This is a genomic window from Luteococcus sp. H101 (assembly GCF_038433155.1).
Classification (GTDB): Bacteria; Actinomycetota; Actinomycetes; order Propionibacteriales; family Propionibacteriaceae; genus Luteococcus.
The window spans coordinates 49,159-74,742 of the sequence record NZ_JBCDMW010000013.1 but is presented as its reverse complement, the minus strand read 5'-3'; the positions used below and the strand labels follow the sequence as shown (position 1 = coordinate 74,742).

At 68.6% G+C, this 25,584-nt stretch carries 23 protein-coding genes; 20 read left to right on the top strand and 3 right to left on the bottom strand.

Going from position 1 to position 25,584, the window contains the following annotated elements; translation table 11 throughout:
• The first annotated feature begins 27 nt into the window (after window positions 1-27).
• The 10 genes from dxr to AAEX60_RS04680 all read left to right on the top strand — a co-directional run bounded on the left by dxr (window position 28) and on the right by AAEX60_RS04680 (window position 12,088).
• On the top strand, window positions 28-1,263 hold the full coding sequence (dxr, locus tag AAEX60_RS04725; RefSeq protein WP_342101567.1) for a 1-deoxy-D-xylulose-5-phosphate reductoisomerase: 1,236 nt from the start codon (window positions 28-30) through the stop codon (window positions 1,261-1,263).
• Entirely contained in the window at window positions 1,260-2,549 is a 1,290-nt protein-coding gene (locus AAEX60_RS04720) for a M50 family metallopeptidase (RefSeq protein WP_342101565.1), read from the top strand. Before dxr ends, AAEX60_RS04720 begins: the two co-directional genes overlap by 4 nt.
• Before the next feature lie 263 nt (window positions 2,550-2,812).
• The gene (locus AAEX60_RS04715; RefSeq protein WP_342101563.1) at window positions 2,813-5,737 is read left to right on the top strand and encodes an ExeM/NucH family extracellular endonuclease; all 2,925 of its coding nucleotides are present in this window, start codon (window positions 2,813-2,815) and stop codon (window positions 5,735-5,737) included.
• Between the two features lie 121 nt (window positions 5,738-5,858).
• Window positions 5,859-7,001, top strand: a complete 1,143-nt coding sequence (ispG, locus tag AAEX60_RS04710) for a flavodoxin-dependent (E)-4-hydroxy-3-methylbut-2-enyl-diphosphate synthase (protein WP_342101561.1) — start codon at window positions 5,859-5,861, stop codon at window positions 6,999-7,001.
• Window positions 7,002-7,011: 10 nt separating this feature from the next.
• A complete protein-coding gene (locus AAEX60_RS04705; RefSeq protein WP_342101560.1) occupies window positions 7,012-7,881 on the top strand; it encodes a GNAT family N-acetyltransferase in 870 nt (289 codons plus the stop codon).
• 253 nt (window positions 7,882-8,134) lie between these two features.
• Entirely contained in the window at window positions 8,135-9,895 is a 1,761-nt protein-coding gene (locus tag AAEX60_RS04700; RefSeq protein ID WP_342101558.1) for a proline--tRNA ligase, read from the top strand.
• A gap of 38 nt (window positions 9,896-9,933) precedes the next feature.
• Complete coding sequence (locus AAEX60_RS04695; RefSeq protein ID WP_342101557.1) at window positions 9,934-10,614, top strand: HAD family hydrolase; 681 nt, start codon at window positions 9,934-9,936, stop codon at window positions 10,612-10,614.
• A gap of 39 nt (window positions 10,615-10,653) precedes the next feature.
• Window positions 10,654-10,908, top strand: a complete 255-nt coding sequence (locus AAEX60_RS04690; RefSeq protein ID WP_342101555.1) for a type II toxin-antitoxin system Phd/YefM family antitoxin — start codon at window positions 10,654-10,656, stop codon at window positions 10,906-10,908.
• Window positions 10,905-11,309, top strand: coding sequence for a type II toxin-antitoxin system VapC family toxin (locus tag AAEX60_RS04685; RefSeq protein WP_342101554.1), 405 nt, complete (start codon window positions 10,905-10,907; stop codon window positions 11,307-11,309). The genes AAEX60_RS04690 and AAEX60_RS04685 overlap by 4 nt, the downstream gene beginning before the upstream one ends.
• Window positions 11,306-12,088, top strand: coding sequence for a sulfite exporter TauE/SafE family protein (locus AAEX60_RS04680; protein WP_342101553.1), 783 nt, complete (start codon window positions 11,306-11,308; stop codon window positions 12,086-12,088). Before AAEX60_RS04685 ends, AAEX60_RS04680 begins: the two co-directional genes overlap by 4 nt.
• Here AAEX60_RS04680 and AAEX60_RS04675 read toward each other — a convergent pair.
• On the bottom strand, window positions 12,085-13,062 hold the full coding sequence (locus AAEX60_RS04675) for a DUF4439 domain-containing protein (protein WP_342101552.1): 978 nt from the start codon (window positions 13,060-13,062) through the stop codon (window positions 12,085-12,087). The two genes, AAEX60_RS04680 and AAEX60_RS04675, sit on opposite strands and share 4 nt — an antisense overlap.
• A gap of 114 nt (window positions 13,063-13,176) precedes the next feature.
• Between AAEX60_RS04675 and rimP the strand changes: the two genes are divergently transcribed.
• The 5 genes from rimP (at window position 13,177) to rbfA (ending at window position 18,794) form a co-directional block, all read left to right on the top strand.
• Complete coding sequence (gene rimP / locus AAEX60_RS04670) at window positions 13,177-13,770, top strand: ribosome maturation factor RimP (RefSeq protein ID WP_342101551.1); 594 nt, start codon at window positions 13,177-13,179, stop codon at window positions 13,768-13,770.
• Window positions 13,770-14,738, top strand: a complete 969-nt coding sequence (gene nusA, locus AAEX60_RS04665) for a transcription termination factor NusA (protein WP_342101550.1) — start codon at window positions 13,770-13,772, stop codon at window positions 14,736-14,738. Before rimP ends, nusA begins: the two co-directional genes overlap by 1 nt.
• Complete coding sequence (locus AAEX60_RS04660) at window positions 14,735-14,992, top strand: YlxR family protein (RefSeq protein ID WP_342101549.1); 258 nt, start codon at window positions 14,735-14,737, stop codon at window positions 14,990-14,992. Before nusA ends, AAEX60_RS04660 begins: the two co-directional genes overlap by 4 nt.
• A gap of 194 nt (window positions 14,993-15,186) precedes the next feature.
• A complete protein-coding gene (gene infB, locus AAEX60_RS04655) occupies window positions 15,187-18,255 on the top strand; it encodes a translation initiation factor IF-2 (RefSeq protein ID WP_342101548.1) in 3,069 nt (1,022 codons plus the stop codon).
• A gap of 89 nt (window positions 18,256-18,344) precedes the next feature.
• On the top strand, window positions 18,345-18,794 hold the full coding sequence (gene rbfA, locus AAEX60_RS04650; protein ID WP_342101546.1) for a 30S ribosome-binding factor RbfA: 450 nt from the start codon (window positions 18,345-18,347) through the stop codon (window positions 18,792-18,794).
• A 90-nt stretch (window positions 18,795-18,884) separates the two neighbouring features.
• On the opposite strand, the gene AAEX60_RS04645 is transcribed toward rbfA, so the two are convergent.
• Entirely contained in the window at window positions 18,885-20,237 is a 1,353-nt protein-coding gene (locus AAEX60_RS04645; protein WP_342101545.1) for a sn-glycerol-1-phosphate dehydrogenase, read from the bottom strand.
• A gap of 94 nt (window positions 20,238-20,331) precedes the next feature.
• On the opposite strand from AAEX60_RS04645, the gene truB reads away from it, so the two are divergent.
• Window positions 20,332-21,237 (top strand): tRNA pseudouridine(55) synthase TruB, encoded by a 906-nt coding sequence (gene truB, locus AAEX60_RS04640; RefSeq protein WP_342101544.1) that lies wholly within the window; start codon window positions 20,332-20,334, stop codon window positions 21,235-21,237.
• 1 nt (window position 21,238) lies between these two features.
• Here the strand turns inward: truB and AAEX60_RS04635 are convergent, their stop codons facing one another.
• Window positions 21,239-21,493, bottom strand: a complete 255-nt coding sequence (locus AAEX60_RS04635; protein ID WP_342101543.1) for an HPr family phosphocarrier protein — start codon at window positions 21,491-21,493, stop codon at window positions 21,239-21,241.
• 138 nt (window positions 21,494-21,631) lie between these two features.
• Between AAEX60_RS04635 and AAEX60_RS04630 the strand changes: the two genes are divergently transcribed.
• The 4 genes from AAEX60_RS04630 to srlE are packed head-to-tail and all read left to right on the top strand — an operon-like array spanning window position 21,632 to window position 25,574.
• Entirely contained in the window at window positions 21,632-23,533 is a 1,902-nt protein-coding gene (locus AAEX60_RS04630; RefSeq protein WP_342101541.1) for a BglG family transcription antiterminator, read from the top strand.
• A 1-nt stretch (window position 23,534) separates the two neighbouring features.
• The gene (locus AAEX60_RS04625; protein ID WP_342101539.1) at window positions 23,535-23,975 is read left to right on the top strand and encodes a transcriptional regulator GutM; all 441 of its coding nucleotides are present in this window, start codon (window positions 23,535-23,537) and stop codon (window positions 23,973-23,975) included.
• A gap of 31 nt (window positions 23,976-24,006) precedes the next feature.
• Window positions 24,007-24,558 (top strand): PTS glucitol/sorbitol transporter subunit IIC, encoded by a 552-nt coding sequence (gene srlA, locus AAEX60_RS04620; RefSeq protein ID WP_342101538.1) that lies wholly within the window; start codon window positions 24,007-24,009, stop codon window positions 24,556-24,558.
• Window positions 24,555-25,574 carry a PTS glucitol/sorbitol transporter subunit IIB gene (gene srlE / locus AAEX60_RS04615; RefSeq protein ID WP_342101537.1) on the top strand — a complete coding sequence of 340 codons (1,020 nt, stop codon included), beginning with the start codon at window positions 24,555-24,557 and terminating at the stop codon, window positions 25,572-25,574. Before srlA ends, srlE begins: the two co-directional genes overlap by 4 nt.
• Window positions 25,575-25,584: the final 10 nt, after the last annotated feature.

Genomic DNA, 25,584 nt, shown 5'->3' with positions numbered 1-25,584 from the left:
CCGGAATTGTCGGAGGGCTGTGTCAGGATGAGGGACGTGGCAGAACAACAGACGCGCAGTGTGGTGATCCTGGGCAGCACCGGATCCATCGGCACCCAGGCACTGGAGGTGATCTCGACCCGTCGGGAGCGCTTCCGGGTGGTGGGTCTGGCCGCGGGCGGCTCCGACGTCGGGCTGTTCGCCGCCCAGATCCTGGATTTCCAACCCGACGTGGTGGCCCTTGCCAAGGCCACGGCGGGGCAGGACCTGCAGCTGGCGCTCTATGCCCAGGCCAAGCAGCGCGGCTGGAATGAGGGGGACGTCCGGCTGCCCAAGATCCTGCTGGGTCCCGACGCCGCCACCCAGCTGGCCGCGCTGGAGTGCGACGTGGTGCTCAACGGCATCACCGGCGCCGCCGGTCTCCAGCCCACGCTGGCCACGCTCGCTGCGGGCACCACCCTGGCGCTGGCCAACAAGGAATCCCTGGTGATCGGCGGACGGCTGGTGACCGAGGCTGCCGCGCCGGGCCAGCTGGTGGCCGTCGACTCCGAACACTCCGCCTTCGCCCAGTGCCTGCGGGCCGGCACCGCGGACGAGGTGCGTCGCCTCATCCTCACCTGCTCCGGCGGCCCCTTCCGCGGCCGCACCCGCGAGGAGCTGGCCGACGTGACGCCCGCCCAAGCCAGCGCCCATCCCAGCTGGGACATGGGCCGGGTGATCACCATCAACTCGTCGACGCTGGTCAACAAGGGCCTGGAACTGCTGGAGGCCGGCCTGCTCTACGGCGTGGACCTGGACGACATCACCGTCGTGGTGCACCCCGGCTCCATCGTCCACTCGATGGTGGAGTTCCATGACGGCGCCACCATTGCCCAGGCCAGCCCGCCGGACATGAAGCTCCCGATCGCCCTGGGCCTGGACTGGCCGCACCGGATCGAGGGCGCCTCGAAGCCCAATGACTGGTCCAGCCCCGTGGACTGGCACTTCGAACCCGTCGACACCGAAGCCTTCCCGGCCGTCGAGCTGGCCCGCCGCTGCGGCCATTGTGGTGGGTCTGCGCCCGCGGTCTACAACGCGGCCAATGAGGTGCTGGTGGACGCCTTCTGCGACGGCAAGATCGGCTTCCTGGAGATCGTCGACACGATCGCCGCCGTGGTGGAGGAGCACCTCAACCTGGCCGGGCAACCCGGCGGACATCTCACGGATGAACAGATGAGCGTCGAGGGCGTGCTGGCCGCCGACGCCTGGGCCCGGCGGCGGGCCGCTGAGGTTGCTGGCGCATGAGCCTGGTGGTGACGGTGCTGGCCGCGGTTGGCTTCTTCGCGCTGATCATGGCCTCGATTGCGCTGCACGAGGTGGGGCATCTGGTGCCGGCCAAGCTCTTCGGCGTCAAGGTGACCCAGTACTTCGTCGGCTTTGGGAAGAACCTGTGGCGCATCCGACGGGGGGAGACGGAGTACGGGATCAAGCTGCTGCCCCTGGGCGGCTATGTCCGGCTGATCGGGATGTACCCGCCCGAGCGCCCCGGCGCCGCCGAGACCCGTAGCCCGCTGGCCCGGCTGGCCGACGAGGCACGCGAGGTGGAGTACGAGTCCATCACCCCGGCCGACGACGGACGGCTGTTCTACCAGAAGCCGGTCTGGCAGAAGATCATCATCATGGCCGGTGGCCCGCTGATGAACCTGGTGCTGGCCTTTGTGATCATGGCCGGGGTGAATGGCCTGCACGGCCAGTACCGCGCCCAGCTGGTGGCCGATTCCGTCAGCCAGTGCGTCGTCCCCGTCACCCGGGCCGAGCGCACCTGCCAGCCCGGTGACCCATCCTCGCCCGCCATGCGGGCCGGGGTGCGTCCGGGCGATCGGATCGTCGCCTTCAACGGAACCCCGCTGCGCAGCTGGGAGGAGTTGAGCGAGCTGATCCGGGCCAACCGGGCCAATCCCGCCGCGCTGGTGGTGGAGCGCGACGGACAACGGGTGGAGCTTCCCGCCACACCGACGATCCTGACCGGGGTGCGGGACCGGTTGGACCCGGCAAGGACCGTCGAGGCCGGCTTCCTGGGGGTCACGCCACGCACCGAACTGGTACGAGGCGGGGCGGTGGACACCGCCCAGGATCTGTGGCTGCAGACCAAACAGTCGGTGACCGCGCTGGCGGCCTTCCCGGTGAAGGTGTGGAATGTGGCCGCCGATCTGGTGACCGGCCAGAAACGCGACGCCAACGGCCCGATCTCGATCATCGGGGCCAGTCAGGTGGCCGGCCAGATTGCCGGGAACCAGCAGCTGGAGGCGGGGGACAAGGTTGCCTCCTGGTTCTCCATGCTGGCCTCGGTCAACCTGTTCGTCTGCCTGCTGAACTGCGTCCCCTTGCCCCCGCTGGACGGCGGCCACATCGCCGGCGCCCTGTACGAGGCACTCAAACGCGGGCTCACCCGACTGCTCGGCCGCCCCGACCCGGGGCACGTCGACACCGCCCGGATGCTGCCCGTGGCCTACGCAGTGGGCGCCTTCTTGGCCGTCGCGGGTCTGGTGCTGGTGCTGGCCGACCTGGTCACGCCGATCAAATTGCTCTGAGGCTGTCCGCCTCCGGCTTGCTCGGTGGACGGTTGCCCTGCCCGAGTTGGGGTTGGCTTGCTCGTTGGACGGTTGCCTTCCGATGGTTATTTCTGTCGTAGGGCGACGGTTGGGTCAGCAGGGCGACAGTTGGACGCGCAGAGCGGGTGACATTCCGGTGAACAGTGAACTACCCCCACGCTGAGGGGCTTACTCAGCCTGCTCTCAGCTGGATAGCGTGGCGGTGGCATCCGCCAACCCCACATTTCCCACTGGAGATTCCCATGTCCCACAGCATTTCCGGGTCCTGGCGCGGCGGCCTGACCGCCGCGGCCCTGGGCCTTGGCATGGTCGCGCAAGGCCTCGCCGCCCTGCCCGCCCAGGCAGCCACCGATCACCTGGTGATCGACGAGGTCTACGGCGGAGGCGGCAACAGCGGCGCGCCGTACACCCATGACTTCGTCGAGCTGTTCAATGGCACCGGCGCGGCCATCGACGTCACCGGCTGGAAGCTGAACTACTACTCGGCCGCCGGCAACCCCGGCAATTCGTGCACCCTGAGCGGCAGCGTCCAGCCCGGCAAGCACTTCCTGGTGCAGCAGGCCAAGGGCACGGCCGGCACGCAGGCGCTGCCCACCCCCGACGCCACCTGCACCGCCGCCATGAGCGCCACCGCCGGCAGCGTGGAGCTGGTGGATGCCAGCGGTGCCGTGGTTGACCTGGTGGGTTTCGGAACCGCCACCAAGGTGGAGACCGCCGCCGCGCCCGCCCCGTCCAACACGACGTCAATCAGCCGCACGGATGGCGCTGACACCGGCAACAACCAGGCCGACTTCACCAAGGGTGAGCCCAAGCCGGAGAACCAGGGCGCCGTCCCGGATCCGACGCCGGAGCCCACCCCGGATCCGACGCCCGAGCCCACCCCGGAGCCCACCCCCGCCGTGGAGAAGACCATCGCGGAGATCCAAGGCACCGGCACCGCCACCCCGCTGGCCGGCCAGAGCGTCACCACCAAGGGTGTCGTCACCGCCAGCTACCCGACGGGCGGCTTCAACGGCTTCTACCTGCAGACCCCCGGCAGCGGCGGCAGCGCCAAGGCCGCAGGTCAGGCCTCGGATGGCATCTTCGTCTACACCGGCGCCGCCCCCACCGTGAAGCCGGGGGAGTGCTACGCCGTCACCGGCGTCCCGGCCGAGTACAACACCCTCACCCAGCTCACCAAGCCGGTGCTGACCCCCGCCACCGACTGCGCCGAGGTGAAGCCCACCGAGCTGGCCACCCTGCCGCAGACCGACGCCGACAAGGAGGCCTACGAGGGGATGCTGGTGCAGCCCTTGGGCAACTACACCATCACCAACAACTACAACCTGAACAACTACGGTCAGGTCGGCCTCGCCGCCGGTGACAAGCCGCTGTGGACCGCCACGGATCGCGTCGTGCCGGCCGAGGCCGCCGCCTATGAGGCGGAGCAGGCCAAGAAGTACATCACCCTGGACGACGGCTCCAGCTGGGACTACCTGCGCAACACCACCGCGCAGAAGAGCCCGCTGCCCTACCTGAGCCAGGGCGAGCCGATGCGCACCGACTCCAAGGTCACCTTCACCAAACCGGTGATCCTGGACTACCGCTTCCAGTGGAACTACCAGCCGGTTGAGCAGATCGTCGGTGCCACCGACGACAATGACCCGCTGACCACCCAGAACACCCGCCCGACCGCCGCCCCGGCGGTTGGCGGCGAGCTGAAGCTGGGCGCCATGAATGTGCTCAACTACTTCACTGATCTTGGCCAGGATGAGGCGGGCTGCTCGGCCTACAAGGACATGTCCGGCAATCCCGTCACCGCCAATGGCTGCACCGTGCGGGGCGCCTACACCCCGGCCGCGCTGAAGGACCAGCAGACCAAGATCATCGCTGCGCTGGAGATGCTGGATGCCGATGTGGTTGGTCTGATGGAGATCGAGAACGCGGCCCGCTTCGGCCATGACCGCGACGCCGCGCTGAAGACCCTGGTGGACGCCCTGAATGCCAAGGTGGGCGCCGGCACCTATGACTACGTCCGCAGTCCGGTGGCCCGTCCGGTCAGCGAGGACGTCATCCGGACGGCCTTCATCTACAAGAGCTCCAAGGTCAAGCCGGTGGATGCCTCGGTGATCCTGGACAGCCCGGCCTTCGCCAATGCCCGCCAGCCGCTCGGTCAGAAGTTCGAGTCCCTGACCAGCGGCAAGACCTTCGTCGCCGTCGCCAACCACTTCAAGAGCAAGGGTTCCGGCGTCGACGACGGCACCGGTCAGGGCAATTCCAACCCGTCACGGGAGGAGCAGGCGCGTGACGTGACCGCCTGGACCAAGCAGCTGTGGCCCGACGAGGCCGTCTTCATGGTGGGTGACTTCAACGCCTACAGCCGGGAGACCCCGGTGCAGATCATCGAAGCGGCGGGCTTCACCAACCTGGTGCGCAAGTTCAGCCCCGAGTCCACCAGCTACCAGTTCGGTGGCCGGCTGGGCTCGCTGGACCACGCCTTCGCCAATGAGAAGGCGCTGGCGATGGTCACCGGCGCCGACGACCTGAACATCAACGGCGACGAGTCGGTGGCGATGCAGTACTCGCGTCGCCACTACAACATCACCGACTTCTACGCCCCGACGCCGTACGCCTCCAGCGACCACGACCCGGTGCTGGTGGGCCTGTCCGACGCCAAGCCGGCGCCCAAGACCCCGGTGATCACCCCGAGCCAGAACTGCGAGTCCTTCGGCTTCAAGGCCACCGACTTCGTCGCGGGGGACAAGCTGCGGATCGACGGCCACTGGAATGGCCAGGCGCAGTACACCACCGTCGAGCTGACCGACGCCGGGTGGTGGAGCGGCCCCAAGCCGAGCTGGACCGACGCCACCGCCGTCGTGGTGCGTGACGGCAAGGCCCTGGAACAGACCCGGGTCTCGATCACCAAGGAGGCCTCCTGCACTCCGCCCGTGATCGCCGGCAAGGCGGAGAAGAAGTCCTTCTCCTTCAGCGTCCGGGACTCCCAGCCGGGTGACCAGCTGCGGGTGTCCGCCGTCTGGAAGGGTCGGGAGCAGACCTTCACCGTCCCGGCTGCCGACGGCTACCAGTCGCCGCGCCAGCCCTCCTGGCAGACCGCCTCGGCCGTGATCGTTCGGGACGGCAAGGTCATGGCAGAGACCCGGGTGGAGATCAAGAACCCCGCCAAGTGATCCGGAGCCAGTGAACCGGTGCTGCCCCGCCCCTCCGGCCAGGAGGTGCGGGGCAGTTCCGTGTCCGCCTCGACGTGTGACCAGCACGTCGCCACCTGGGGCGTCCATTAGTCTTGGCATCATGACCGTTGCCCTTGGTATGCCCGCGCTTCCCGACCCCGTGCTCTCGCCCCGCCGCAAGACCCGCCAGATCCACGTCGGCAAGGTGCAGGTGGGCAGTGAGGCGCCGATCTCGGTGCAGTCCATGACCACCACCAAGACCACCGACATCAACGGCACGCTGCAACAGATCGCGCAGCTCACTGCCGCCGGCTGCGACATCGTGCGCGTGGCCTGCCCCAGCCAGGACGATGCCGAGGCGCTGCCGATCATCGCGAAGAAGTCCGCCATCCCGGTGATCGCCGACATCCACTTCCAGCCGAAGTACGTCTTTGCCGCCATCGACGCCGGCTGCGCGGCCGTGCGGGTGAACCCGGGCAACATCAAGAAGTTCGACGACAAGGTGGCGGAGATCGCCAAGGCCGCCACCGACGCTGGGGTCAGCCTGCGGATCGGCGTCAATGCCGGTTCGCTGGACCCGAGGCTGATGACGAAGTACGGCTCGGCCACCCCGGAGGCGCTGGTGGAGTCCGCGCTGTGGGAGGCCAGCCTGTTCGAGGAGGTGGGCTTCCGCGACTACAAGATCAGCGTGAAGCACAACGACCCGGTCACCATGGTGCAGACCTACCGGCTGCTGGCGCAGCAGACCGATGTCCCGCTGCACCTGGGCGTCACCGAGGCCGGCCCCGCCTTCCAGGGCACCATCAAGTCCACCGCCGCCTTCTCGATCCTGCTGGCGGAGGGGATTGGTGACACCATTCGCGTCTCGCTGTCCGCGGACCCCGTAGAGGAGGTCAAGGTGGGCACCAAGATGCTGGAGGTGCTGGGTCTGCGCCCGCGCAAGCTCGACGTGGTCAGCTGCCCCGGCTGCGGCCGGGCCCAGGTGGACATCTGGGGTCTGGCGGACAAGGTGAGCGAGGGGCTGGAGGGGATGGAGGCCCCGCTGCGGGTGGCCGTGATGGGCTGCGTCGTGAACGGCCCCGGCGAGGCCCGGGAGGCGGATCTGGGTGTGGCCGCGGGTAATGGCAAGGGCCAGATCTTCGTGAAGGGTGAGGTGATCAAGACCGTGCCCGAGGACCTGATCGTCGAGACCCTGATTGAGGAGGCCAACCGTCTTGCTGGAGAAATTGCCGAGGTGGGTTCGCCCCAGGTCCAGGTCAGCTGAGCTCCGGCGGATGGTGGCGCAACCGACCACCGGCCAGGAGGCCGCCGCTGGATCGCTGCGGATCCTGGGCAATGATGACCTGGACGAGGTGATGGCCCTGTTGATGGCCAGCCCGCTGGAGAATGTCTTCGTCGCCTCCCGGGTGGAGAATGCCGGGCTCGATCCCTTCATGCTCGGCTGTCAGGTGGTGGGTTACGAACGTGACCGGCAGTTGGTCAGTCTGTGCCATGCCGGGTCCAATCTGGTGCCGGTCAATGCCGATGACGAGGCGCTGCAGGCCTACATCCGCTACTTGGGGCCCCGGCGCCGGGCGGCGTCCATCATGGGCGTCGCCGAGCCGACCATCCGGCTGTGGGAGGGGCTGAGCCAGAGCTATGGGGGGCAGTGGTCCGAGGTCCGTGACCTGCGGCCCGAGCAGCCGCTGATGTCCATCAGTGAGGACAGCCAACTCCCGGCGGATCCCCGGGTGGAGCGGATCACCATGAAGGACTTCGACGCCTACTTCGAGGCCGCCGTGAAGATGTACACCGAGGAGGTTGGGGTGAACCCGTTGGAGGCCACCGGGAGCTATCGCAACCATGTCCGGCGCACCATCCAGCAGGGCCGGGCCTTCGGGATCCTGGAGAAGGGCCGGGTGCTGTTCAAGTCCGACGTCGGCTGCGCCACCGGGATGTTCTGCCAGGTCCAAGGGGTCTGGATGGACCCCGCATTGCGTGGGCAGGGCCTGTCCGGGCCGGCGATGGCGGCCGTGGTGCGGTTCTGCCGGGAGCGGTGGCCGGTGGTCAGCCTGTACGTCAATGACTACAACACGCCGGCCATCAAACTGTACGAACGTGTGGGTTTCGCCACCATCGGACGCTTCGCCACCGTGCTGTACTGAGCGGCCCAGCGGACGCCCTGCCGGGTAATTCTTCGCTCAATCACTTCGTGTGTTCAAAAAATTCAGGAAGCACCCGCGCGATCTCGGGGGTTATCGCGCGGGTGCCTCAAGAACATGATGCCCGGTTGGGTGGCTAGTTGGCAAATCAAAGTCACGCGACCCCGGCCGGTCCGGGCGGCTAGTCTTGGCTGCGCACTCCGACGCCAGGCTGAAGGGCAGCCGAGGGCGTTCCTCGCGGTGCAGGAAGTTGATCATGATCACTCGTCTGAGTTCCCTGTTCGTCCGCACGCTGCGCGATGATCCCGCCGACGCCGAGGTGCCGAGCCACCGCTGGCTGGTGCGTGCCGGCTACATCCGTCGGGTCGCGCCCGGCATCTACTCCTGGCTGCCGCTGGGTCTGAAGGTGCTGCACAAGGTGGAGACCATCGTCCGGGAAGAGATGGACGCCATCGGCGCGCAGGAGGTGCACTTCCCGGCGCTGCTGCCGCGGGAACCCTACGAGTCGACCAACCGGTGGACCGAGTACGGCGACAACCTCTTCCGGCTCAAGGATCGCAAGGGCGCGGACCTGCTGCTCGGCCCCACCCATGAGGAGATGTTCACCCTCATGGTCAAGGACCTCTACAGCTCCTACAAGGATCTGCCGCTCAGCCTCTACCAGATCCAGAACAAGTACCGCGACGAGGCGCGTCCCCGCGCCGGCATCCTGCGTGGCCGCGAGTTCGTGATGAAGGACTCCTACTCCTTCGACGTCGACGACGCCGGGCTGGAGGCCAGCTACCAGAAGCACCGCGAGGCCTACATCAAGATCTTCGACCGGCTGGGCTTCGACTACGTGATCGTGCAGGCGATGGCTGGTGCGATGGGCGGCTCCAAGAGCGAGGAATTCCTGGCCGTCGCGCCCAATGGTGAGGACACCTTCGTCCGTTCGCCCGGGGGCTATGCCGCCAATGTGGAGGCCGTGCGGATCCCCGCCCCCGAGGCCGTCGACTGGGCCGAGGTGCCCGCCGCACACGTCGAGGACACCCCCGGCTCGGAGACCATCGAGACCCTGGTTGCCCTGCTCAACCGGGACTTCCCGCGGGAAGACCGGGAGTGGACCGGCGCCGACACCCTGAAGAATGTGGTCTTCAAGCTGCGCCATCCCGACGGCAAGGAAGAGGCGCTGGCGATCGGCCTGCCCGGTGACCGCGCCGTCGACGAGAAACGGCTGGAGGCCGCGATGGAGCCGGCCGAGGTACTGGACTTCACCGACGCCGACTTCGAGAACTTCCCCAACCTGAAGAAGGGCTACATCGGCCCCGAGGTGCTGGGTGAGAAGAATGTCAGCAAGGTGCGCTACCTGTGTGATCCGCGCGTCGTGCCGGGAACCCGTTGGGTGACGGGCGCCAATGAGCCCGGCCACCACGTGATCGATCTGGTGTGCGGGCGGGACTTCACTCCCGATGGCGTGATCGACGTCGCCGAGGTGCGCGAGGGTGATCCGGCACCCGACGGTTCCGGGCCGCTGACCCTGGCCCGCGGCATCGAGATGGGCCACATCTTCCAGCTGGGCCGCAAGTACGCCGAGTCACTGGGGCTGAAGGTGCTGGACCAGAACGGCAAGCTGGTGACGGTCACTATGGGCTCCTATGGCGTGGGCGTCTCCCGCGCGGTGGCGGCCGTCGCCGAGGGAACCTGCGATGACAAGGGCCTGTGCTGGCCCCGCGGCCTGGCGCCCTTCGACGTGGAGATCGTCGCCACCGGCAAGGGCGAGGAGATCTTCGCCGCCGCCGAGAAGCTGGCCACCGAGCTGGACGAGGCCGGCGTCGCGGTGCTCTACGACGACCGCAAGGCCAGCCCGGGCGTGAAGTTCGCCGACCAGGAGATCCTGGGCATGCCCACCGCCGTAGTGGTGGGCCGGGACCTGGCCAATGGCCTGGTGGAGATCCGCGACCGCAAGAGTGGCGAGAAGCGCTCGGTGGCGGTCGAGGATGCGCTGGCCGAGGTGCTCAGGGAGATCCACGGCCACTGAGCCGGCAGACGAACCGCTCCCAGGACCAAGGAGGAACTGTGACCGCCGACCTACCTGCCGCCTTGTTGTGGGATTTTGACGGCACGACGGTTGATTCCGAGGGCTCCTGGGAGCGGGCTGAGCTGCGCTGGCTGGCGCAGCTCGGCGGCCCGCGGTCCGGCGTCGAGCTGGACCGCAAACCCGGCGCCAGTCTGGACGGCACCATCGACTGGCTCCACGCGGCCGCCGGGGTTCCGGTGGGGGACCGGGCAGCCGTGCGCAAGGCGCTGTGCGACCTGGCCATCCAGGAGTACCTGGCCGACGGGCCCGTGGTGCTGCCCGGTGTCCGGGAGCTGATGGCCCAGGCCGAGCAGGCCGGGGTGCCCAACTTGCTGGTCTCCGCCAATGAGACCTGGCTGCTGCGCGAGATCCTGTCCGGTTGGGGGCGGGTGCCCTATGCCCACTTGGTGGGGGAGGACCAGGTGGCGCGCAGCAAGCCCGCCCCGGACCTCTACCTGGAGGCGGCGCGGCTGCTGGGCGTCGACCCCGCCCGGTGCCTTGCCTTCGAGGACTCCGTGACAGGAGCGACCGCGGCGGTGACGGCCGGCTGCTGCACCGTCGGGGTGACCGGCCAGGACACGGCGTCGGTGGCGGGCGTCGCGCTGCGGGTCGACGGTCTGGCTGACGTGGGCTTCGACGAGCTGGTGGACACCTGGCGTCGCTGGACTTCGGCCCCCTGAACCCTTGCCGCCAAACTGGTCTGAGTCTAGTCTGAATACATGACCACTGCAGCGCGGGCCGAGATCGGCAGCTACGAGGCCAAGACCCATCTGCCCCGCCTCCTGGACGAGGTGGAGGCGGGTGCCAGCTACACCATCACCAAGCACGGCCGCCCGGTGGCCAAGCTGGTACCCATCAAGGGTGGGAAGCGAGACCCAGAGGAGGTGAAGGCCGCCTTCGCGAGGTTGCGGGCATCAATCCCGCCTGACCCCACGTTCGACATCAAGGCTGCCATTGAGGAAGGCCGCCGATGAGCGTCGTGCTGGATGCTTCGCTGCCCCTGGCCTGGCTGCTGCACGAGGTCTCGGACGAGGAATTGGACGTCGTTCTTGACGAGGTGCTGCACGACGGTGGCTTGGTCACGCCGTTGTGGCAACTCGAGGTGCTGAATGGTCTGTTGGTGGCAGTCAAGCGTGGCCGCATCACGACGGCTCAACTGTCCGAGATGCTGGTCGCGTTGGAAGGTCTCCCCCTGGAGCAGGTGGAGTTGGACCCGTCGCCCTATGCATTGCTTCCGTTGGCCCGGGAGCATGGCCTGACGGCCTACGATGCCAGCTATGTCTGGGCGGCGAGTGTCACCGGATGTCCTCTCGCGACTCGTGACGAGAAGATGCGCGCCGCCGCCGAGGCCGAGGGAATTGCCCTGCTCGGATGATCCTCGCGACGCACGTCCTGATCGGCCTGATGCTGGCCGCCTTCATCGCGGGCTGGGTGGATGCCGTGGTCGGCGGGGGAGGGCTGATCCAGCTACCCGCCCTGTTGATCGGGCTGCCCGCCGACACGTCGGTGGCCACCATCGCCGGCACCAACAAGGTGCCCGCTGCCGCCGGCACCCTGATGGCGTCGCTCACCTACCTGCGCACCGTTCGGGTGGACTGGCGCAGCGCACTGCCCCTGATGGTCACCGCATGGCTGGGCTCCACGGCGGGCGCCAACCTGGCCCACCGCATGCCGCGCGAATGGTTCACCCCACTGGTGCTGGTGGTGATCCTGGTGGTGGGCGGCTACACGGTGCGTCGTCCGCAGCTGGGTCTGCAGCAGAAACTGCGACACGACGGGCGCGGCCACCTGGCCCGTCTGCTGGTGATCGGCGGCGGCGTCGGGGTCTACGACGGGCTGATCGGCCCCGGCACCGGCACCTTCTTCGTGATCGCCCTGGTCTCGGTGATGGGCTACGGCTTCCTGGAGGCCTCGACGCTGACCAAACTGGCCAACCTGACCACCAACCTGGCCGCGATCAGCGTCTTCGTCCTGCACGGCAGCATCCTGTGGCCGGTGGCGCTGTGCATGGCCGCGGCCAACCTGACCGGCGGGCTGCTCGGTGCGCGGACGGCGGTGCGCCGCGGCAATGCCTTCGTCCGCAAGGTCTTCCTGCTGGTCATCTCCGCCCTGGTTATGAAGTTGGCCTGGGACACCCTGCAGTTGCTGGTCTAGACCCAGCCGGGCCAGTACGGCACCGGGCTGCCCGCCGGGTAGGCCCGGGCCGCCTGAGCGGCCATGGCGTCCAGGGCGGTTGCCCGCTCGGCACCCGTCGAGGCCGCGGCCAACCGTGCCCAGGCCGCGTAGACCGCGGCCTCCAGTGCCGTCCAGGTCTTGCCGATTTCGGCCGGTGAGGTGAACGTGCCCGGCATCTGGTAGTTCAGCTCGGCCGGCGCAACGTCCTGCCTGGCCTGCCGCAGTAGCGCGGCCGTCCGGTCCCGCTCCGCCCACACCGCCACCAACCGCTGGCGGCCCGGTGCCAGCGCCGGGTCCTTGTCCGGCAGCTGACCGATGCCGATCTCGAGGCCCTCCGCCAGGGCGCGCCAGCGGCTGAGCAGCACCCCGAGCGCGTCGGCCCGGCTGCCCACTTCAACCCCGGACGGTACGCTGCCGCCCGCCACGACGGGCCGGCCCGGGGTGGCGTTCAGCCCAGCGAATGCTGACAACGAGGCGTAGAGCAGGCAGGTGGGGTCATCGGCGGCGGCCAGCGCGGCCTGTCGGTGGTGCTGCTGCGCCGACATCTCCAGGGCTGCGAGCTTGCCGGACAGAGTCTTCCAGTCCGACGCGTCCGGCGCCGGGGTGGCGGCGGGCTGCGGGCTCGGGGCGCCGCCCGGCTGCAGTGGCTCGTCATGGCCAAGCAGGGCCAGGTGCGCCACATGGGCCCCCTGAAGCTGTTTCAGGGCGGCGGTCTGGGCCGGGGACCGGGGGGCCGTGGGGGCGGCCAGGGCAGCAGCCAGCAGTGTGACCAGTCGTTGCTCGTCGTCGCGCGCCTGCACCAGCGCCGGGTCGGGCGGCGCGGAAGGAGCCGAGGAGACCGCGGCGGAGCCGCCGCGCACGGTGGGGGAGGAGACACAGCCGGCCAGCAGGCCGACGCCCAGGGTAGACCCACCCAGCAGGAGACCGCGACGGGTGGGGGCGGGGCTGCGCATGCCGGAATCCTAGCCGCCCGAAGTTCGGTAGGCTTGTCCGGATCCTGACGCCCGTCGGCGTCGGGTGGACAATTGATCACACAACTGGATCACAACTGAAAGGGGGCAGCGATCATGCAGGAACGCGTCGTGAAGCCCATCATCATGCCGATCCTCGAGGCGCACGGCCTCGAACTGGACAATCTGGACATCATCCCCGCCGGCAAGCGCAAGGTGCTGCGGATCACCGTCGACGGTGATGGCCCCAAGGGTCGCGGCCCGCTGCTGGACGACATCGCCACCGCCACCCGGGACATCTCCGACGCCCTGGACGAGGCGCCCGAGCTGGGCCAGGCCCCCTTCACGCTCGAGGTGAGCTCACGCGGCGTCGGCAAGCCTCTGGAAGAGCCCAAGCACTTCCGGCGCAACACCGGCCGGCTGGTGCTGGTTGTGCTGATCGACGGCGGCACCGTCCGCGGCCGGATCACCCAGACCACCGACACCGAGGTCACCCTGACCGTGGAAGCCGAACCGGGCAAGAAGCTCCCCAAGGACACCGCCCCGGTGCGCGTGCTGGGCTTCGACGAGATCACCAAGGCCACCGTCCAGGTGGAGATGAACCGCAAGCACGACCCTGAGCTCGACGAGATCGGTGACGACTCCGACGAGACCGAGGACGACGACTTCGAGGACGACGATGAGTCGGACCACGGGAATGAGGAGAACTGATGGACATCGACATGGCGGCACTGCGTTCGATCGAGCGGGAGAAGGAGATCCCGCTCGACTACCTGGTGCAGGCGTTGGAAGACGCCATGCTGAATGCCTATGACAAGACCGAGCACCCCATCCGGGGAGCCCGGGTGGAACTGGACCGCAAGAGCGGCAAGTTCGCGGTGATGGTGCCCGAGCGTGACGAGGAGAACCAGATCGTCGGCTGGTACGACGACACCCCCGCCGACTTCGGCCGGGTGGCCGCCGCCACCGCGCGCCAGGTGATCTTCCAGCGGCTGCGGGAGGCCGAGGACGAGCAGAAGTTCGGCCACTTCGCCGCCAGCGAGGGCGACATCATCCTGGGCACCGTCCAGCAGGACCGCGATTCCCGCACCATCCGGCTGGACATCGGCAACAAGATGGAAGCCATCATGCCGCTGGCCGAGCAGGCCCCCGGCGAGCAGTACACCCACGGCAAGCGGCTGCGGGTCTTCGTGGTCAGCGTCCGCAAGGAGGCCAAGGGGCCGCAGGTGATCGTCTCCCGCACCCACCCCGGCCTGGTGAAGAAGATGTTCGCGCTGGAGGTGCCGGAGATCGAGCAGGGCGTGGTGGAGATCAAGGAGATCGCCCGCGAGGCCGGCCACCGCACCAAGATCGCCATCGTCAGCCACAATCCCGACGTGTCCGCCAAGGGTGCCTGCATCGGCCCCATGGGTCAGCGGGTGCGCGCCGTGATGCGCGAGCTGAACGAGGAGAAGATCGACATCATCGACTGGTCCGAGGACCCGGCGGAGTTCGTCGCGCAAGCCCTCAGCCCGGCCAAGGTGAGCCAGGTCACCGTCGTCGACGCCGCGGCTCGGGCCGCCCGTGTCGTGGTGCCGGACTACCAGCTCAGCCTGGCCATCGGCCGGGAAGGGCAGAATGCCCGGCTGGCGGCCCGCCTCACCGGCTGGCGGATCGATATCCGGTCCGACGCGGAGTGAGTCCGCAACGCACGTGTCAGGGGTGCCGCCTGGTTGATGACCAGGCGGCGCTGCTGCGTTTCGTGCTGACCGACGGCGTCGTGACCCCCGACCCCGGGCGTCGGCTTCCGGGCCGGGGCGTCTGGGTGCATCCCGACGAGCGGTGCCAGGAGCTGGTGCTGCGCCGGGGCGGCTTCGCCCGCGGATTCCGGCGCTGCGTCAAGGTCCCCCAGGATCTGTTCGCTGATCCGCCGGTTCGACCTCACGGGGCCTGAACCGTTACAGTGGAAAGTGCGCGTCCGTCCGGATTCCCCGTGACGGATCTACCAACCGGCCCCCTCCACAGCGGAGAGGGCGAACCAGAAAGTGGGCTAACGCTCATGACCACTCGATGAGTAATCACCAATGAGCATCAACACCAACTAACTGGTCCGGTAGCCGCGAATAGGCCCGGACCTGAAGGAGAGTAGTGGCCAAGGTCCGTGTCTACGAGCTCGCAAAGGAGCTCGGACTCGAAAGCAAAGACGTCCTCAAGACGCTGAACGACATGGGCGAATTCGTTCGCTCCGCGTCGTCCACCATCGAAGCGCCCGTCGTACGACGGCTGCGCGACAAGCTGGACAGTGATTCCGGTGCGGGCCAGCCCGCCAAGCCGTCCTCGGCGCCGCGTCCTGCCAGCCCCAGCCCGCGCCCCGCGGGCAATGCGCCCAAGCCCGGCCAGGCGCCGCGGCCCAGCGGCCCCGCGCCGAAGCCCGCCGCGGCCGCCCCGGCCCCGCAGCCGCAGGCCGAGGCCCCGCAGACCCCGCAGGCCGAGGCCCCGCAGGCCAGCCAGCCCGAGGCGAAGGCGGCCACCCCGGCTCCGCAGGCCAGCAAGCCCGGCCCGCAGGCCACCCCGGGTGCCCGCCCCGGTGCTCCGCGTCCCGGTCAGCAGGCCCAGCAGGGTCAGAGCCGCCCCGGTCCACGCCCCGCCTCCCCAGCGGCCGGTGCCTCCGCGCCGACGGGTTCCGGCCCGATCACCAGCAACACGCCGCCCGCCCGCGGCCCGCGCCCCGGTGCCCCGCGTCCCGGTGCGGCGGCCACCGGTGGCAGTGCGCCGCGCCCCGGGGCTCCGCGCCCCGGCCAGCAGGCTCGTCCCAGCACGCCCCGCCCGGGCGGAACCGCAGGCCTGCCCAGCAGCGCCCCCGGCGGTGCAACGCCCGGTCCGCGTCGCCCCGGTGGCGCACCCCGGCCCGGCAACAGCCCCTACGGCCCGCAGGGCATGGGCGCCCGACGTCCCCGCCCCGAGGGCCAGGGTGGCGGTGCCCCGCGCCCCGGTGCACCCGCGGCCGGCCGTTCCGGCGCGCCCCGTCCGGGCGCTCCGTCGGGTGACCGGATGCCTCGTCCCGGTGGCACCGGTGGCCTGCCCGGCATGCCCCGGCCCAACCCGGCGATGATGCCCAAGCAGCAGAATGCCGCCGTCGGCGCCCCCGCTCGCGGTGGCCGTCCCGGTGGTGGACCCGGCCGCGGCCGTCCCGGTGGTGGCCCCGGCGGCGGTGGCCGTCCCGGCATGGGTGGTGGCCCCGGTGGCCCGCCCGGTGGCGGTGGCCGCGGTGGCCGCGGTGGCCGCGGTGGCTCCGGCACCCAGGGTGCCTTTGGCCGCGGCGGACAGTCCCGTCGTGGGCGCAAGAGCAAGAAGCAGCGCAGGCAAGAGTTCAATGAGATGGAGGCGCCGTCGATTGGCGGCGTGCGCATCAGGCAGGGCGACGGCCAGACCGTTCGCCTGCGCCGTGGCGCCTCGCTGACGGACCTGGCCGAGAAGATCAACGTCGAGCCGGCACAGCTGGTGCAGGTCTTGTTCAACCTCGGTGAGATGGTCACGGCCACCCAGTCGGTGGCCGATGACACCCTCGAGGTGCTCGGTGCCGAACTGAACTACAAGATCGAGGTCGTCTCGCCCGAGGACGAGGACCGCGAACTGCTCGCGGGCTTTGACCTGGAATTCGGTGAGGACGACGGCGACGACGAGGACCTGTTCCCGCGTCCCCCGGCCGTCACCGTCATGGGTCACGTCGACCACGGCAAGACGAAGCTGCTGGACGCGCTGCGCCACGCCAATGTGCAGGGCGGCGAGGCCGGTGGCATCACCCAGGCCATCGGTGCCTACCAGGTGGAGACCACCGTCGACGAGGTGGATCGCAAGATCACCTTCATCGACACCCCCGGTCACGAGGCCTTCACGGCGATGCGTGCCCGTGGCGCCAAGGCCACCGACATCGCGGTGCTCGTCGTGGCCGCCGATGACGGTGTGATGCCGCAGACCATCGAGGCCCTCAACCACGCCAAGGCGGCCGAGCTGCCCGTGGTGGTTGCGGTCAACAAGGTTGACAAGCCGGATGCCGATCCGACCAAGGTCCGCGGCCAGCTCACCGAGTACGGTCTGGTGCCGGAGGAGTACGGCGGCGAGACCATGTTCGTGGACGTCTCCGCCACGGCCAAGACCGGTCTGGAGGACCTGCTGGAGGCGATCGTGCTGACCGCCGACGCCGAGCTGGACCTGCGTGCCAACCCGGACATGCCCGCCCAGGGCGTGGCCATCGAGGCTCACCTGGACCAGGGCCGTGGCCCGGTTGCCACCGTGCTGATCCAGCGCGGCACCCTGAAGAAGGGCGATTCGATCGTCGCCGGATCGGCCCATGGCCGTGTCCGCGCCATGATCAACGACAAGGGTGAGAATGTCACCGAGGCTCCGCCCTCGATGCCGGTCCAGGTGCTCGGCCTGACGTCGGTTCCCGGCGCGGGCGACAACTTCCTGGTCGTCGACGACGACCGGATGGCTCGCCAGATCGCGGACAAGCGGGAGGCTCGGATGCGGGCCGCCGCGCAGGCCAAGGGCTCGCGACGCAAGACCCTGGACCAGCTGTTCGAGCAGCTGGAGAAGGGCGAGACGCAGGAGCTGCTGCTCATCCTCAAGGGCGACGGCGCTGGTTCCGTCGAGGCCCTGGAGGACGCCCTGAGCAAGATCGACGTCGGCGACGAGGTGGATCTGCGCGTGATCGACCGTGGTGTCGGTGCCATCACCGAGACGAATGTCTCGCTGGCCGCCGCCTCCAAGGCCGTCATCATCGGCTTCAACGTGCGGCCCACGCCGCACGCCGCCAAGATGGCGGACAACGAGAATGTCGACGTGCGCTACTACTCGGTCATCTACGACGCGATCGACGAGATCGAGGCCGCGCTCAAGGGCATGCTCAAGCCGATCTACGAGGAGAAGGCGATGGGTACCGCGGAGATCCGCGAGATCTTCCGCAGCTCCAAGTTCGGCAACATCGCAGGCTGCATGATCAGCAACGGCACGATCAAGCGCAATGCCAAGGCTCGCCTGGTCCGCGACGGCGTCGTGGTCCGGGAGACCAGCATCGCGTCGCTGCGACGCGAGAAGGACGACGTCACGGAGGTCCGCGAGGGCTTCGAGTGTGGTCTGACGCTCGCGAACTACAACGACATCCAGGTGGGCGACATGGTCGAGACCTACGAGATGGTCGAGAAGCCGCGCGACTGATCCAACGCAACGCAGTACCGTGGGCGGTGACCTCCTGCAGAGGGGGTGCCGCCCACGGCGCTGTTCCAACACAACCGAAGGGAGCCACCATGACCAACCCTCGTGTGGCGAAACTGGCCGACCAGATCAAGATGATCACGGCCGAAATGCTGGAACGCAGAATCAAGGACCCGCGCCTGGGCTTCGTCACCGTCACCGACGTGCGGCTCACCGGCGACTCCCGCGAGGCGACGGTCTTCTACACCGTGCTAAGCGAGGAGGAGACGGGTGGCACCGCCGCGGCCCTGGAGTCCGCCAAGGGCCTGATCCGTTCCACCATCGGCAAGAAGCTGGGCCTGCGCTTCGCCCCCAGCATCGCCTTCATCCCCGACGCGACGCCGGAGGCCGCCGCGGCCATCGAGGACCTGCTGGCCCGGGCCCAGGCCGGTGACGCCGAACTGGCCAAGCAGCGCGAGGGCAAGACCTTCGCCGGCGAGGCGGACCCGTACAAGCACGACGACGACGCGCACGGGGGCTCCGCCCCCGTGGACCCCCAGTAAGGCGCGGAAGCCGCTGCGCTCGCTGCCACCTGTGCCGGGCGAGCGCATCGGCTCCTTCGCCGCCCGCGCGCCCGGCTGGGGTAGTGGCCGTCAGCCCCAGAGGCCGCCGGGGGCGAAGGTCTCGTCGACCAGGCCGTCGAACCAGCCTGCCTCCCGGGCGACGTCCAGCACGGTGTAGCGGGAGCGGTAGTACATCGCCTTCGGGAACGTGGCCTTGACGTCGGCCGCGGTCAGGCCGATGTCCTCCGGCCTGGACGGGGCACCGGCGCGGGTCAGCATGTCCTTCAGCTCGGCGGCGGGTATCAGCTGGTCCGCCAGGCGACGTTGGGTGTCGGGCCAGGAGTCCACCAGCCGCTGCAGCCGCTGGCGCAGTCCGTCGGCGTCGACGTACTTCTCCTTCGTCTGCTCGATTCCCCGCTGCACCAGGGCGCCGGTGGAGACCCGCTCGATGTCGGCCACCACCTCATCCCAGCTGGGCCAGGCCGTCACCGCGGCGTCGATGTCCAGACGGCCCAGGTCCCGGGCCATGAAGCGCTCGTAGAAGCCCAGCATCGCCAGGGTCCCGATCGCCACCTTAGCGCCGTGCGAAAGCGGGGGCTGCAGGTCGGCGCCCAGATGGGCCAGCTCCCACAGGTGGCTGAAGTAGTGCTCGGCGCCGGAGGCGGGCCGGGTTCCGCCATTGACCTGCATCGCCAGGCCGGACAGCACCAGGCCGTCCACCAGGCCCTGGTAGGCGTCGGGGGATCCGGCGGCCAGCCGCTGGGGCTGGGACAGGGCGTCACGCACCCCGGTCTGCACCAGCCGCCAGGCCTCCGGGTCAATGGGGTCGACGCCGGCGGCGTCGGCCAGGATCCAGTCCGCGCCGGCCGGGATCTTGGCGGACAGGTCGCCATAGCCGCTGGCGGTCATCGACGCCGGGGCGGTGGCCGCCACGTCCAGGTCGAAGATCACGACGGTGGGGGCGGGGCAGGGCATGGTGATCTTGACCCCGTCGGTCTCCATCGGGGCACCGAAGCCGGTGTAGCCGTCCATGCTGGCGGCGGTGCCGACCACGGCATAGGGCTGCTCCAGCTCGCCGGAGGCCAGCTTGACCAGGTCGTTCAGGGTTCCGGAGCCAATCGCGACGCCCAGTGCATCGTGCGCGGTCAGGGATTCGCGGATCTCCTGGCAGTGGTCATAGGAGGCGTAGAGGTAGGGCGTCGCCGGGTAGACCAGCGGGAGCACCACGTCGGCGCCCACCAAGGAGAGCTGATCTTGCACCTGCTGACCGGCGACGGCCCAGGTCCGCTCGTCGGCGATCAACTGGAAGGGCTGGTCCATCCCCAGGGCGTCGGTGATGATCTGGCCGCTGTGCTGCAGGATGTCACGGCCCACCTCCACAACTCGGGTGTCGTGGGCCTGGGCGACCGCGTCGGAGATGATCTGCTGGCTGGTCTGCGTCATGGGTCCGACGCTAACAGCGCTGCCGGGGCCGCCGGCAGGGGCAAGCGTCCGCTGCTTTTCCCTCGCCGTGTAAACGTCGGCGACAATGGACCCCATGACCTCTGCTAGCGACTCCGGCCTGCTGATCTGCGACAAGCCCCAGGGCTGGACCTCCCACCAGGTGGTGGGGCGGGTGCGTCGGCTGATGGGGACCCGCAAGGTGGGCCACGCCGGCACCCTGGACCCGATGGCCACCGGGGTGTTGATCATCGGGGTCAACCGGGCGACCCGACTGCTGGGCCACCTGGCGCTGCACGACAAGCGCTACGAGGCCACCATCCGGCTGGGGCAGTCCACCACCACTGACGACGCGGAGGGCGAACCCAGCGGGGGAGCCGACGCCGGGCACCTGACCCGGGAACTGGTGGAGGCCGAGCTGCCCGCCTTCCGTGGGGTGATCCAGCAGGTGCCCAGCTCAGTCAGCGCGATCAAGGTCAACGGGCAGCGCGCCTACAAGCTGGTCCGCGACGGGGAGCAGGTGGAGCTCAAGAGCCGGGAGGTGACCATCACGCGCTACGAGGTGCTGGGCCTGCGGCAGGTTGATCTTGCTGACGGCACCCGTGGCCTGGATGTCGACGTCGAGGTGGAGGCCAGTTCGGGCACCTACATCCGGGCACTGGCCCGTGATCTTGGTGCGGCTCTGGGGGTTGGGGGGCATCTGACCGCGCTGCGTCGCACCCGGATTGGCGGCTACAACCTGGTCGACCTGCCCGTGGTTGATCTTGAATGCGACGACCGGCCGCAGCTGTTGGGGATGGCCGAGGCGGCGCGGCTGAGTTTCCCCGTCGTCCAACTGGACGAGGACCAGGCACGCGACGTCGGCTTCGGACGGAGCCTGCGGGGCCTGATGGTGCCCGGCAGTCCCACCGGGGTGCTGGCGCCCGACGGCGAGCTGCTGGCCCTCTACCGCCCCGACGAGGAGGATCCGTCCATCGCTCGCCCGATCGCCGTGCTGGCCTGAGCTACTCTCCGGAGCGGAGCAGTTCCAGCACGGCTGTCAGGGCAGCCTGCTCGTCACGCCCGTCGGCGACGACGGTGACGCTTGCCCCCTGCTCCAGGCCCAGCTCCATCACGTCGAAGACCCTGGCCAGGCTGACCGGCCGCGGAGTCAACAGGAAGACCGAACTGCTGTGGGCCTCGACGACCCGTGCCAGCCGGAGGGCCATCCGGGCATGCACACCCCCGGTGACCCCAATGGTGACCTCACCTTGGCGCATTGTCCTCCTCTTCGAGGGTGATCGGCTGCCGATGTCGGAGCTTTGCGTCGGTCCGCGCAGAGCAGCGGTTGATTCAGACGGGACTATTCCACATCGGCTGATCTAGCGTTCCTTCCACCACCAACGAAGGGGGAAACGATGCAGCGGCCCGCCATCATCCTGCACCAGCTCGAGACCAGCCTGTCGGTTGCTCCCGAACAGCTGGAGCGGCTGCTCGGCGTCGGTTCCCGAACCGTGGCCAATGAGGTGGCCAGCCTGAACCAGCTGCTGGCGGGCGGCGCCCAGGTCCGGCTGGTCAACGGCCGATACCGGCTGCGGGTGCTGGACACCCTGTCCTTCGAGGAATCCCGCCGCCAGGTCACCGGCATCCGGGACTCCTTCAACGATCCCCAGCACCGGGTGGCACACATTCTGGCCCAGTTGGTGCTCAGCCCCGTCCCCGTCCGGATCGAAACGCTGGCCCGCGGTATGAACGTCGGGCGCACGACGGTGACGGCCGACGTTGCCGCACTGCGTCGACTGCTGCAGCCGATGGACGTCCAAGTGGAGGGGCGACCCCACGTCGGTCTGCAGCTCCAGGGTGAGGAACTGGCGGTCCGGCTGGCGGTGCTGCGACATGCCTACCGTCAGGCCTACGGCACATATCCGCTTGGTTCCGCGCTGCTCGATGTTCTGGACGAGACCTGTCGTGAATCCGACTTCGACGAGGCCGTGGCCATGGAGGTCTCCCGCTGGCTGACCGTGGCCCTGGACCGACGCATGGCCGGGCACCCGCTGGAGGAACTGACCCAGGACCTCGCCCAGCTGGACCGAACCGAGGCCCACGTCTTCGCCGCTCGGCTGGCCAGGCGGGTCCAGGCCGTGACGGGGGAGCAGCTCCCGGAGGCCGAGGTGGCCTACTTGGCAATCCCCGCCTCGGGCCGACGCACACCGGTGGGTACCGGGCCGTCGTCCCGGGTCAGCGGTGAGGAGAACAGCCAGCTGGTCTCCGCGATGTTCGCCCGGATCCGGGAGAGCCTCGACGTCGACGTCCAGCCCCAGGACCTGTTGGCCGAGTTCAGCCAGCACGTCGGCTTCATGGTGAACCGGCTGCGCTTCGGGCTGAGGGTGGACACCGAGGCCGACATCCCGGAATTGCGGGAGAGCTTCCCGCTGGCGGTCCGGATGGCCGAGGTGGCCGCCGAGGTGGTCCGGGAACGCACTGGCCTGCGCATGGACGACTCCGAGCTCTCCTTGACGGCCACCTACTTCCAGGTCTTCCTGAACAATGCTGAGCGCCTGAACCGTCGCCCCTTCCGGATCGGGATCCACACCAGGCGCGGACCGGCTGCCGCCAGCCTGCTCAAGGGGCAATTGGAACGGGCGATCACCGTTGCCACCGAGTATCTTCCCGTGGCCAGCGCGGAGGACGCCGCAGCGAAACGGATCGACCTGCTGGTCACCTCGCCGGGCACTGACTTGGTGACCCGGATTCCCACCATTGAGCTGTCCGCCCTGTTCGACCGGGGTGAGCTGATCAACCGGCTGTCCCGGCTGCATTTTGCGGACTTCGGCTCGTTGATCGGTGACACCATCGGCGGCTCCATGCTGGTGCTGCTGCTCTCCGCGGATCGGGTGGTCACTCTGCCCGCCGGCTGTGGCCACGACGAAGCAGCCAACCGACTGGCCCACCACCTGAGCGACTTGGGGGAGGTGGACGAGACCTTCCTGGACACGATGGCCGAACGGCTCGCCGAGACCGAGCCCGTGCTGATCGGTGACCGGCTGGCCTTTCCGCACGCCAGCTCGCCCGGGATCCAGGCGGTCACCTCCGCCCTGGGGATCGTGCCCGCCAGCGATGATCGCCCCGCCTCCGTCGTCTTCCTGATGGCGGTCCCGGAGAAGGAGAACTACGACGACCAACTCCTCATCCGCACCTACGAGGAGCTGATCCGGGTGGGCACCAATCCCCGCCTGATGGATCAGCTCTGCACCATCACCTCCTATGCCGACCTCCTCGGGCTCCTCGAGGACCTCCGAGACCACACCCAAGGAATGTGACATGTTCTGGCCAATCATCATCGCCTTTGGCGTCTTCTACGTCATCCAGACCGTCTTGGCACTGCGCCAGGCCAACAGCTATGCCCGTACCTTCGGAGCGCTGCGGCGCCGCGGCCGAGTGGCCATCGGCAAGCAGAAGAACCTGGTGCTGAGCGGCGCCATCGTGATGTTCCTGCTGGACGAGCAGGACCGGATCGTGGAGGCCACTCGGCTCAGCGGAGTAACGGTCTTCTCCCGCTTCCGCCGTCTGACCACCTTCGACGGTCAGACGATGCGCGATGTCGACGCCACCCAGCACCGGGAGCTCAGCAGCAGCCTGCGGGCCGCCATCGTCAATGCCCGGGACAACTTCCTGTTGGTCTCCGAGGGGCGGATCCCCCCGGAGCCCCCCGGCCCCATCACCAAGCTCTTCACCCGTCGCAAGCAGCAGGCATTCGCCTGACTGCCCACCAGACCACCCGAAAGGAAGAATCGTGGACTTCTTCACCCACGCAGCCGAATGGTTCATTGGGCTGTTCCGCGCCGGAGGCGAGACCTTCATCAGTTGGATGACCGGCATCGTGCCGCTCGTGCTGATGCTGCTGATCGCCATGAACTCGCTCATCCAGATGATCGGTGAGGACCGGATCAATGCCGTCGCCCGGCGGGCCGCCGGCAACCCCGTTAGCCGCTACCTGATCCTGCCCTTCCTGGGCTTCTTCATGCTGGCCAACCCGATGGGCTTCACCCTGGGCCGTTTCCTGCCGGAGAAGTACAAGCCCAGCTTCTACGCCTCTGGCGCGCAGTTCTGCCACACCTCCAGCGGCATCTTCCCGCACATCAATGCCGGTGAGCTGTTCATCTGGCTGGGCATCGCCAAGGGCGTCGAGCAGCTGGGTCTGAGCAGTGCCGAGCTGGCCATCCGCTACCTGATCGTGGGCCTGGTGCTCAACTTCCTCGGTGGCTGGGTCACCGACTTCATCACTCCCTGGGTCGCCAAGCAGCAGGGCGTCACCCTCAGCTCCGAAGTGAAGGTGTCCGCATGAGCGAGTACAAGAGCGTCATCGTGGAGAAGGGCCAGGGTGGCTATGGCGGCCCGCTGACCATCACCCCGACGCCTGAGAAGAACAAGATCGTCTACATCGTCGGTGGTGGCAGCAAGCCGGACGTCGTCGACAAGCTGGTGGAGCTGACCGGTTGCGAGGCCGTCAACGGCTTCCAGACCTCCGTGCCCGACGACCAGATCGCCATGGTGGTCATCGACTGCGGCGGAACCCTGCGCTGTGGCATCTACCCCAAGAAGAACATCCCGACGATCAACATCATCAACACCGGCAAGACCGGGCCGTTGGCCCAGTTCATCCACGAGGGCATCTATGTCTCCGCCGTCGGGCCCGAGCAGGTGCGGCTGGCCGGCGAGTCGCCGAGCGCCACCCCCACCGCGGCTGCCCCTGCTGCGGCTGCCGGTGGTGCCAGCGCCCCGAAGTTCAGCGCGGACAAGAAGGTGACCGAGACCCTGCGAGAGCAGAAGAAGCAGGGGCTGATGATGAAGATTGGCCTGGGCGCCGGCAAGGTGGTCGCTATCTTCTACCAGGCCGGCCGCGACGCCATCCAGACCATGATCAACACCATCCTGCCCTTCATGGCCTTCATCTCGATGCTGATCGGCATCATCAACGCGTCGGGCTTTGGCAAGTGGTTCACCAGCTTCCTCACCCCGCTGGCCGGTTCCGGCTGGGGCCTGATGGCGCTGGGCTTCATCTGCTCGATCCCCTTCCTGTCGCCCCTGCTGGGCCCGGGAGCGGTGATTGGCCAGATCATCGGTACCCTGATCGGCGTCGAGATCGGCAAGGGCAATGTGGCCCCGCACCTGGCCCTTCCCGCGCTGTTCGCCATCAACACCCAGAACGCCTGCGACTTCATCCCCGTTGGTCTCGGCCTGGCCGAGGCGGATCCGGAGACCGTCGAGGTGGGCGTTCCCGCAGTGCTCTACTCCCGCTTCCTGAACGGCGTCCCGCGCGTGGCGATCGCCTGGCTGGCCAGCATCGGCCTCTATTCCTGATTTGGAGCTG

What these genes read in the sequence shown, in the direction of transcription:
- AAEX60_RS04705 (WP_342101560.1), top strand. Translation starts at nt 7,012, where the DNA reads ATGGTGGCGCAACCGACCACCGGCCAGGAGGCCGCCGCTGGATCGCTG.
- nusA (WP_342101550.1), top strand. Translation starts at nt 13,770, where the DNA reads ATGGACATCGACATGGCGGCACTGCGTTCGATCGAGCGGGAGAAGGAG.
- AAEX60_RS04690 (WP_342101555.1), top strand. Translation starts at nt 10,654, where the DNA reads ATGACCACTGCAGCGCGGGCCGAGATCGGCAGCTACGAGGCCAAGACC.
- AAEX60_RS04635 (WP_342101543.1), bottom strand. Translation starts at nt 21,493, where the DNA reads ATGCGCCAAGGTGAGGTCACCATTGGGGTCACCGGGGGTGTGCATGCC.
- AAEX60_RS04675 (WP_342101552.1), bottom strand. Translation starts at nt 13,062, where the DNA reads ATGCGCAGCCCCGCCCCCACCCGTCGCGGTCTCCTGCTGGGTGGGTCT.
- AAEX60_RS04685 (WP_342101554.1), top strand. Translation starts at nt 10,905, where the DNA reads ATGAGCGTCGTGCTGGATGCTTCGCTGCCCCTGGCCTGGCTGCTGCAC.
- AAEX60_RS04625 (WP_342101539.1), top strand. Translation starts at nt 23,535, where the DNA reads ATGTTCTGGCCAATCATCATCGCCTTTGGCGTCTTCTACGTCATCCAG.
- truB (WP_342101544.1), top strand. Translation starts at nt 20,332, where the DNA reads ATGACCTCTGCTAGCGACTCCGGCCTGCTGATCTGCGACAAGCCCCAG.
- rbfA (WP_342101546.1), top strand. Translation starts at nt 18,345, where the DNA reads ATGACCAACCCTCGTGTGGCGAAACTGGCCGACCAGATCAAGATGATC.
- ispG (WP_342101561.1), top strand. Translation starts at nt 5,859, where the DNA reads ATGACCGTTGCCCTTGGTATGCCCGCGCTTCCCGACCCCGTGCTCTCG.
- srlE (WP_342101537.1), top strand. Translation starts at nt 24,555, where the DNA reads ATGAGCGAGTACAAGAGCGTCATCGTGGAGAAGGGCCAGGGTGGCTAT.
- AAEX60_RS04720 (WP_342101565.1), top strand. Translation starts at nt 1,260, where the DNA reads ATGAGCCTGGTGGTGACGGTGCTGGCCGCGGTTGGCTTCTTCGCGCTG.
- AAEX60_RS04680 (WP_342101553.1), top strand. Translation starts at nt 11,306, where the DNA reads ATGATCCTCGCGACGCACGTCCTGATCGGCCTGATGCTGGCCGCCTTC.
- AAEX60_RS04715 (WP_342101563.1), top strand. Translation starts at nt 2,813, where the DNA reads ATGTCCCACAGCATTTCCGGGTCCTGGCGCGGCGGCCTGACCGCCGCG.
- AAEX60_RS04630 (WP_342101541.1), top strand. Translation starts at nt 21,632, where the DNA reads ATGCAGCGGCCCGCCATCATCCTGCACCAGCTCGAGACCAGCCTGTCG.
- dxr (WP_342101567.1), top strand. Translation starts at nt 28, where the DNA reads ATGAGGGACGTGGCAGAACAACAGACGCGCAGTGTGGTGATCCTGGGC.
- rimP (WP_342101551.1), top strand. Translation starts at nt 13,177, where the DNA reads ATGCAGGAACGCGTCGTGAAGCCCATCATCATGCCGATCCTCGAGGCG.
- AAEX60_RS04700 (WP_342101558.1), top strand. Translation starts at nt 8,135, where the DNA reads ATGATCACTCGTCTGAGTTCCCTGTTCGTCCGCACGCTGCGCGATGAT.
- AAEX60_RS04645 (WP_342101545.1), bottom strand. Translation starts at nt 20,237, where the DNA reads ATGACGCAGACCAGCCAGCAGATCATCTCCGACGCGGTCGCCCAGGCC.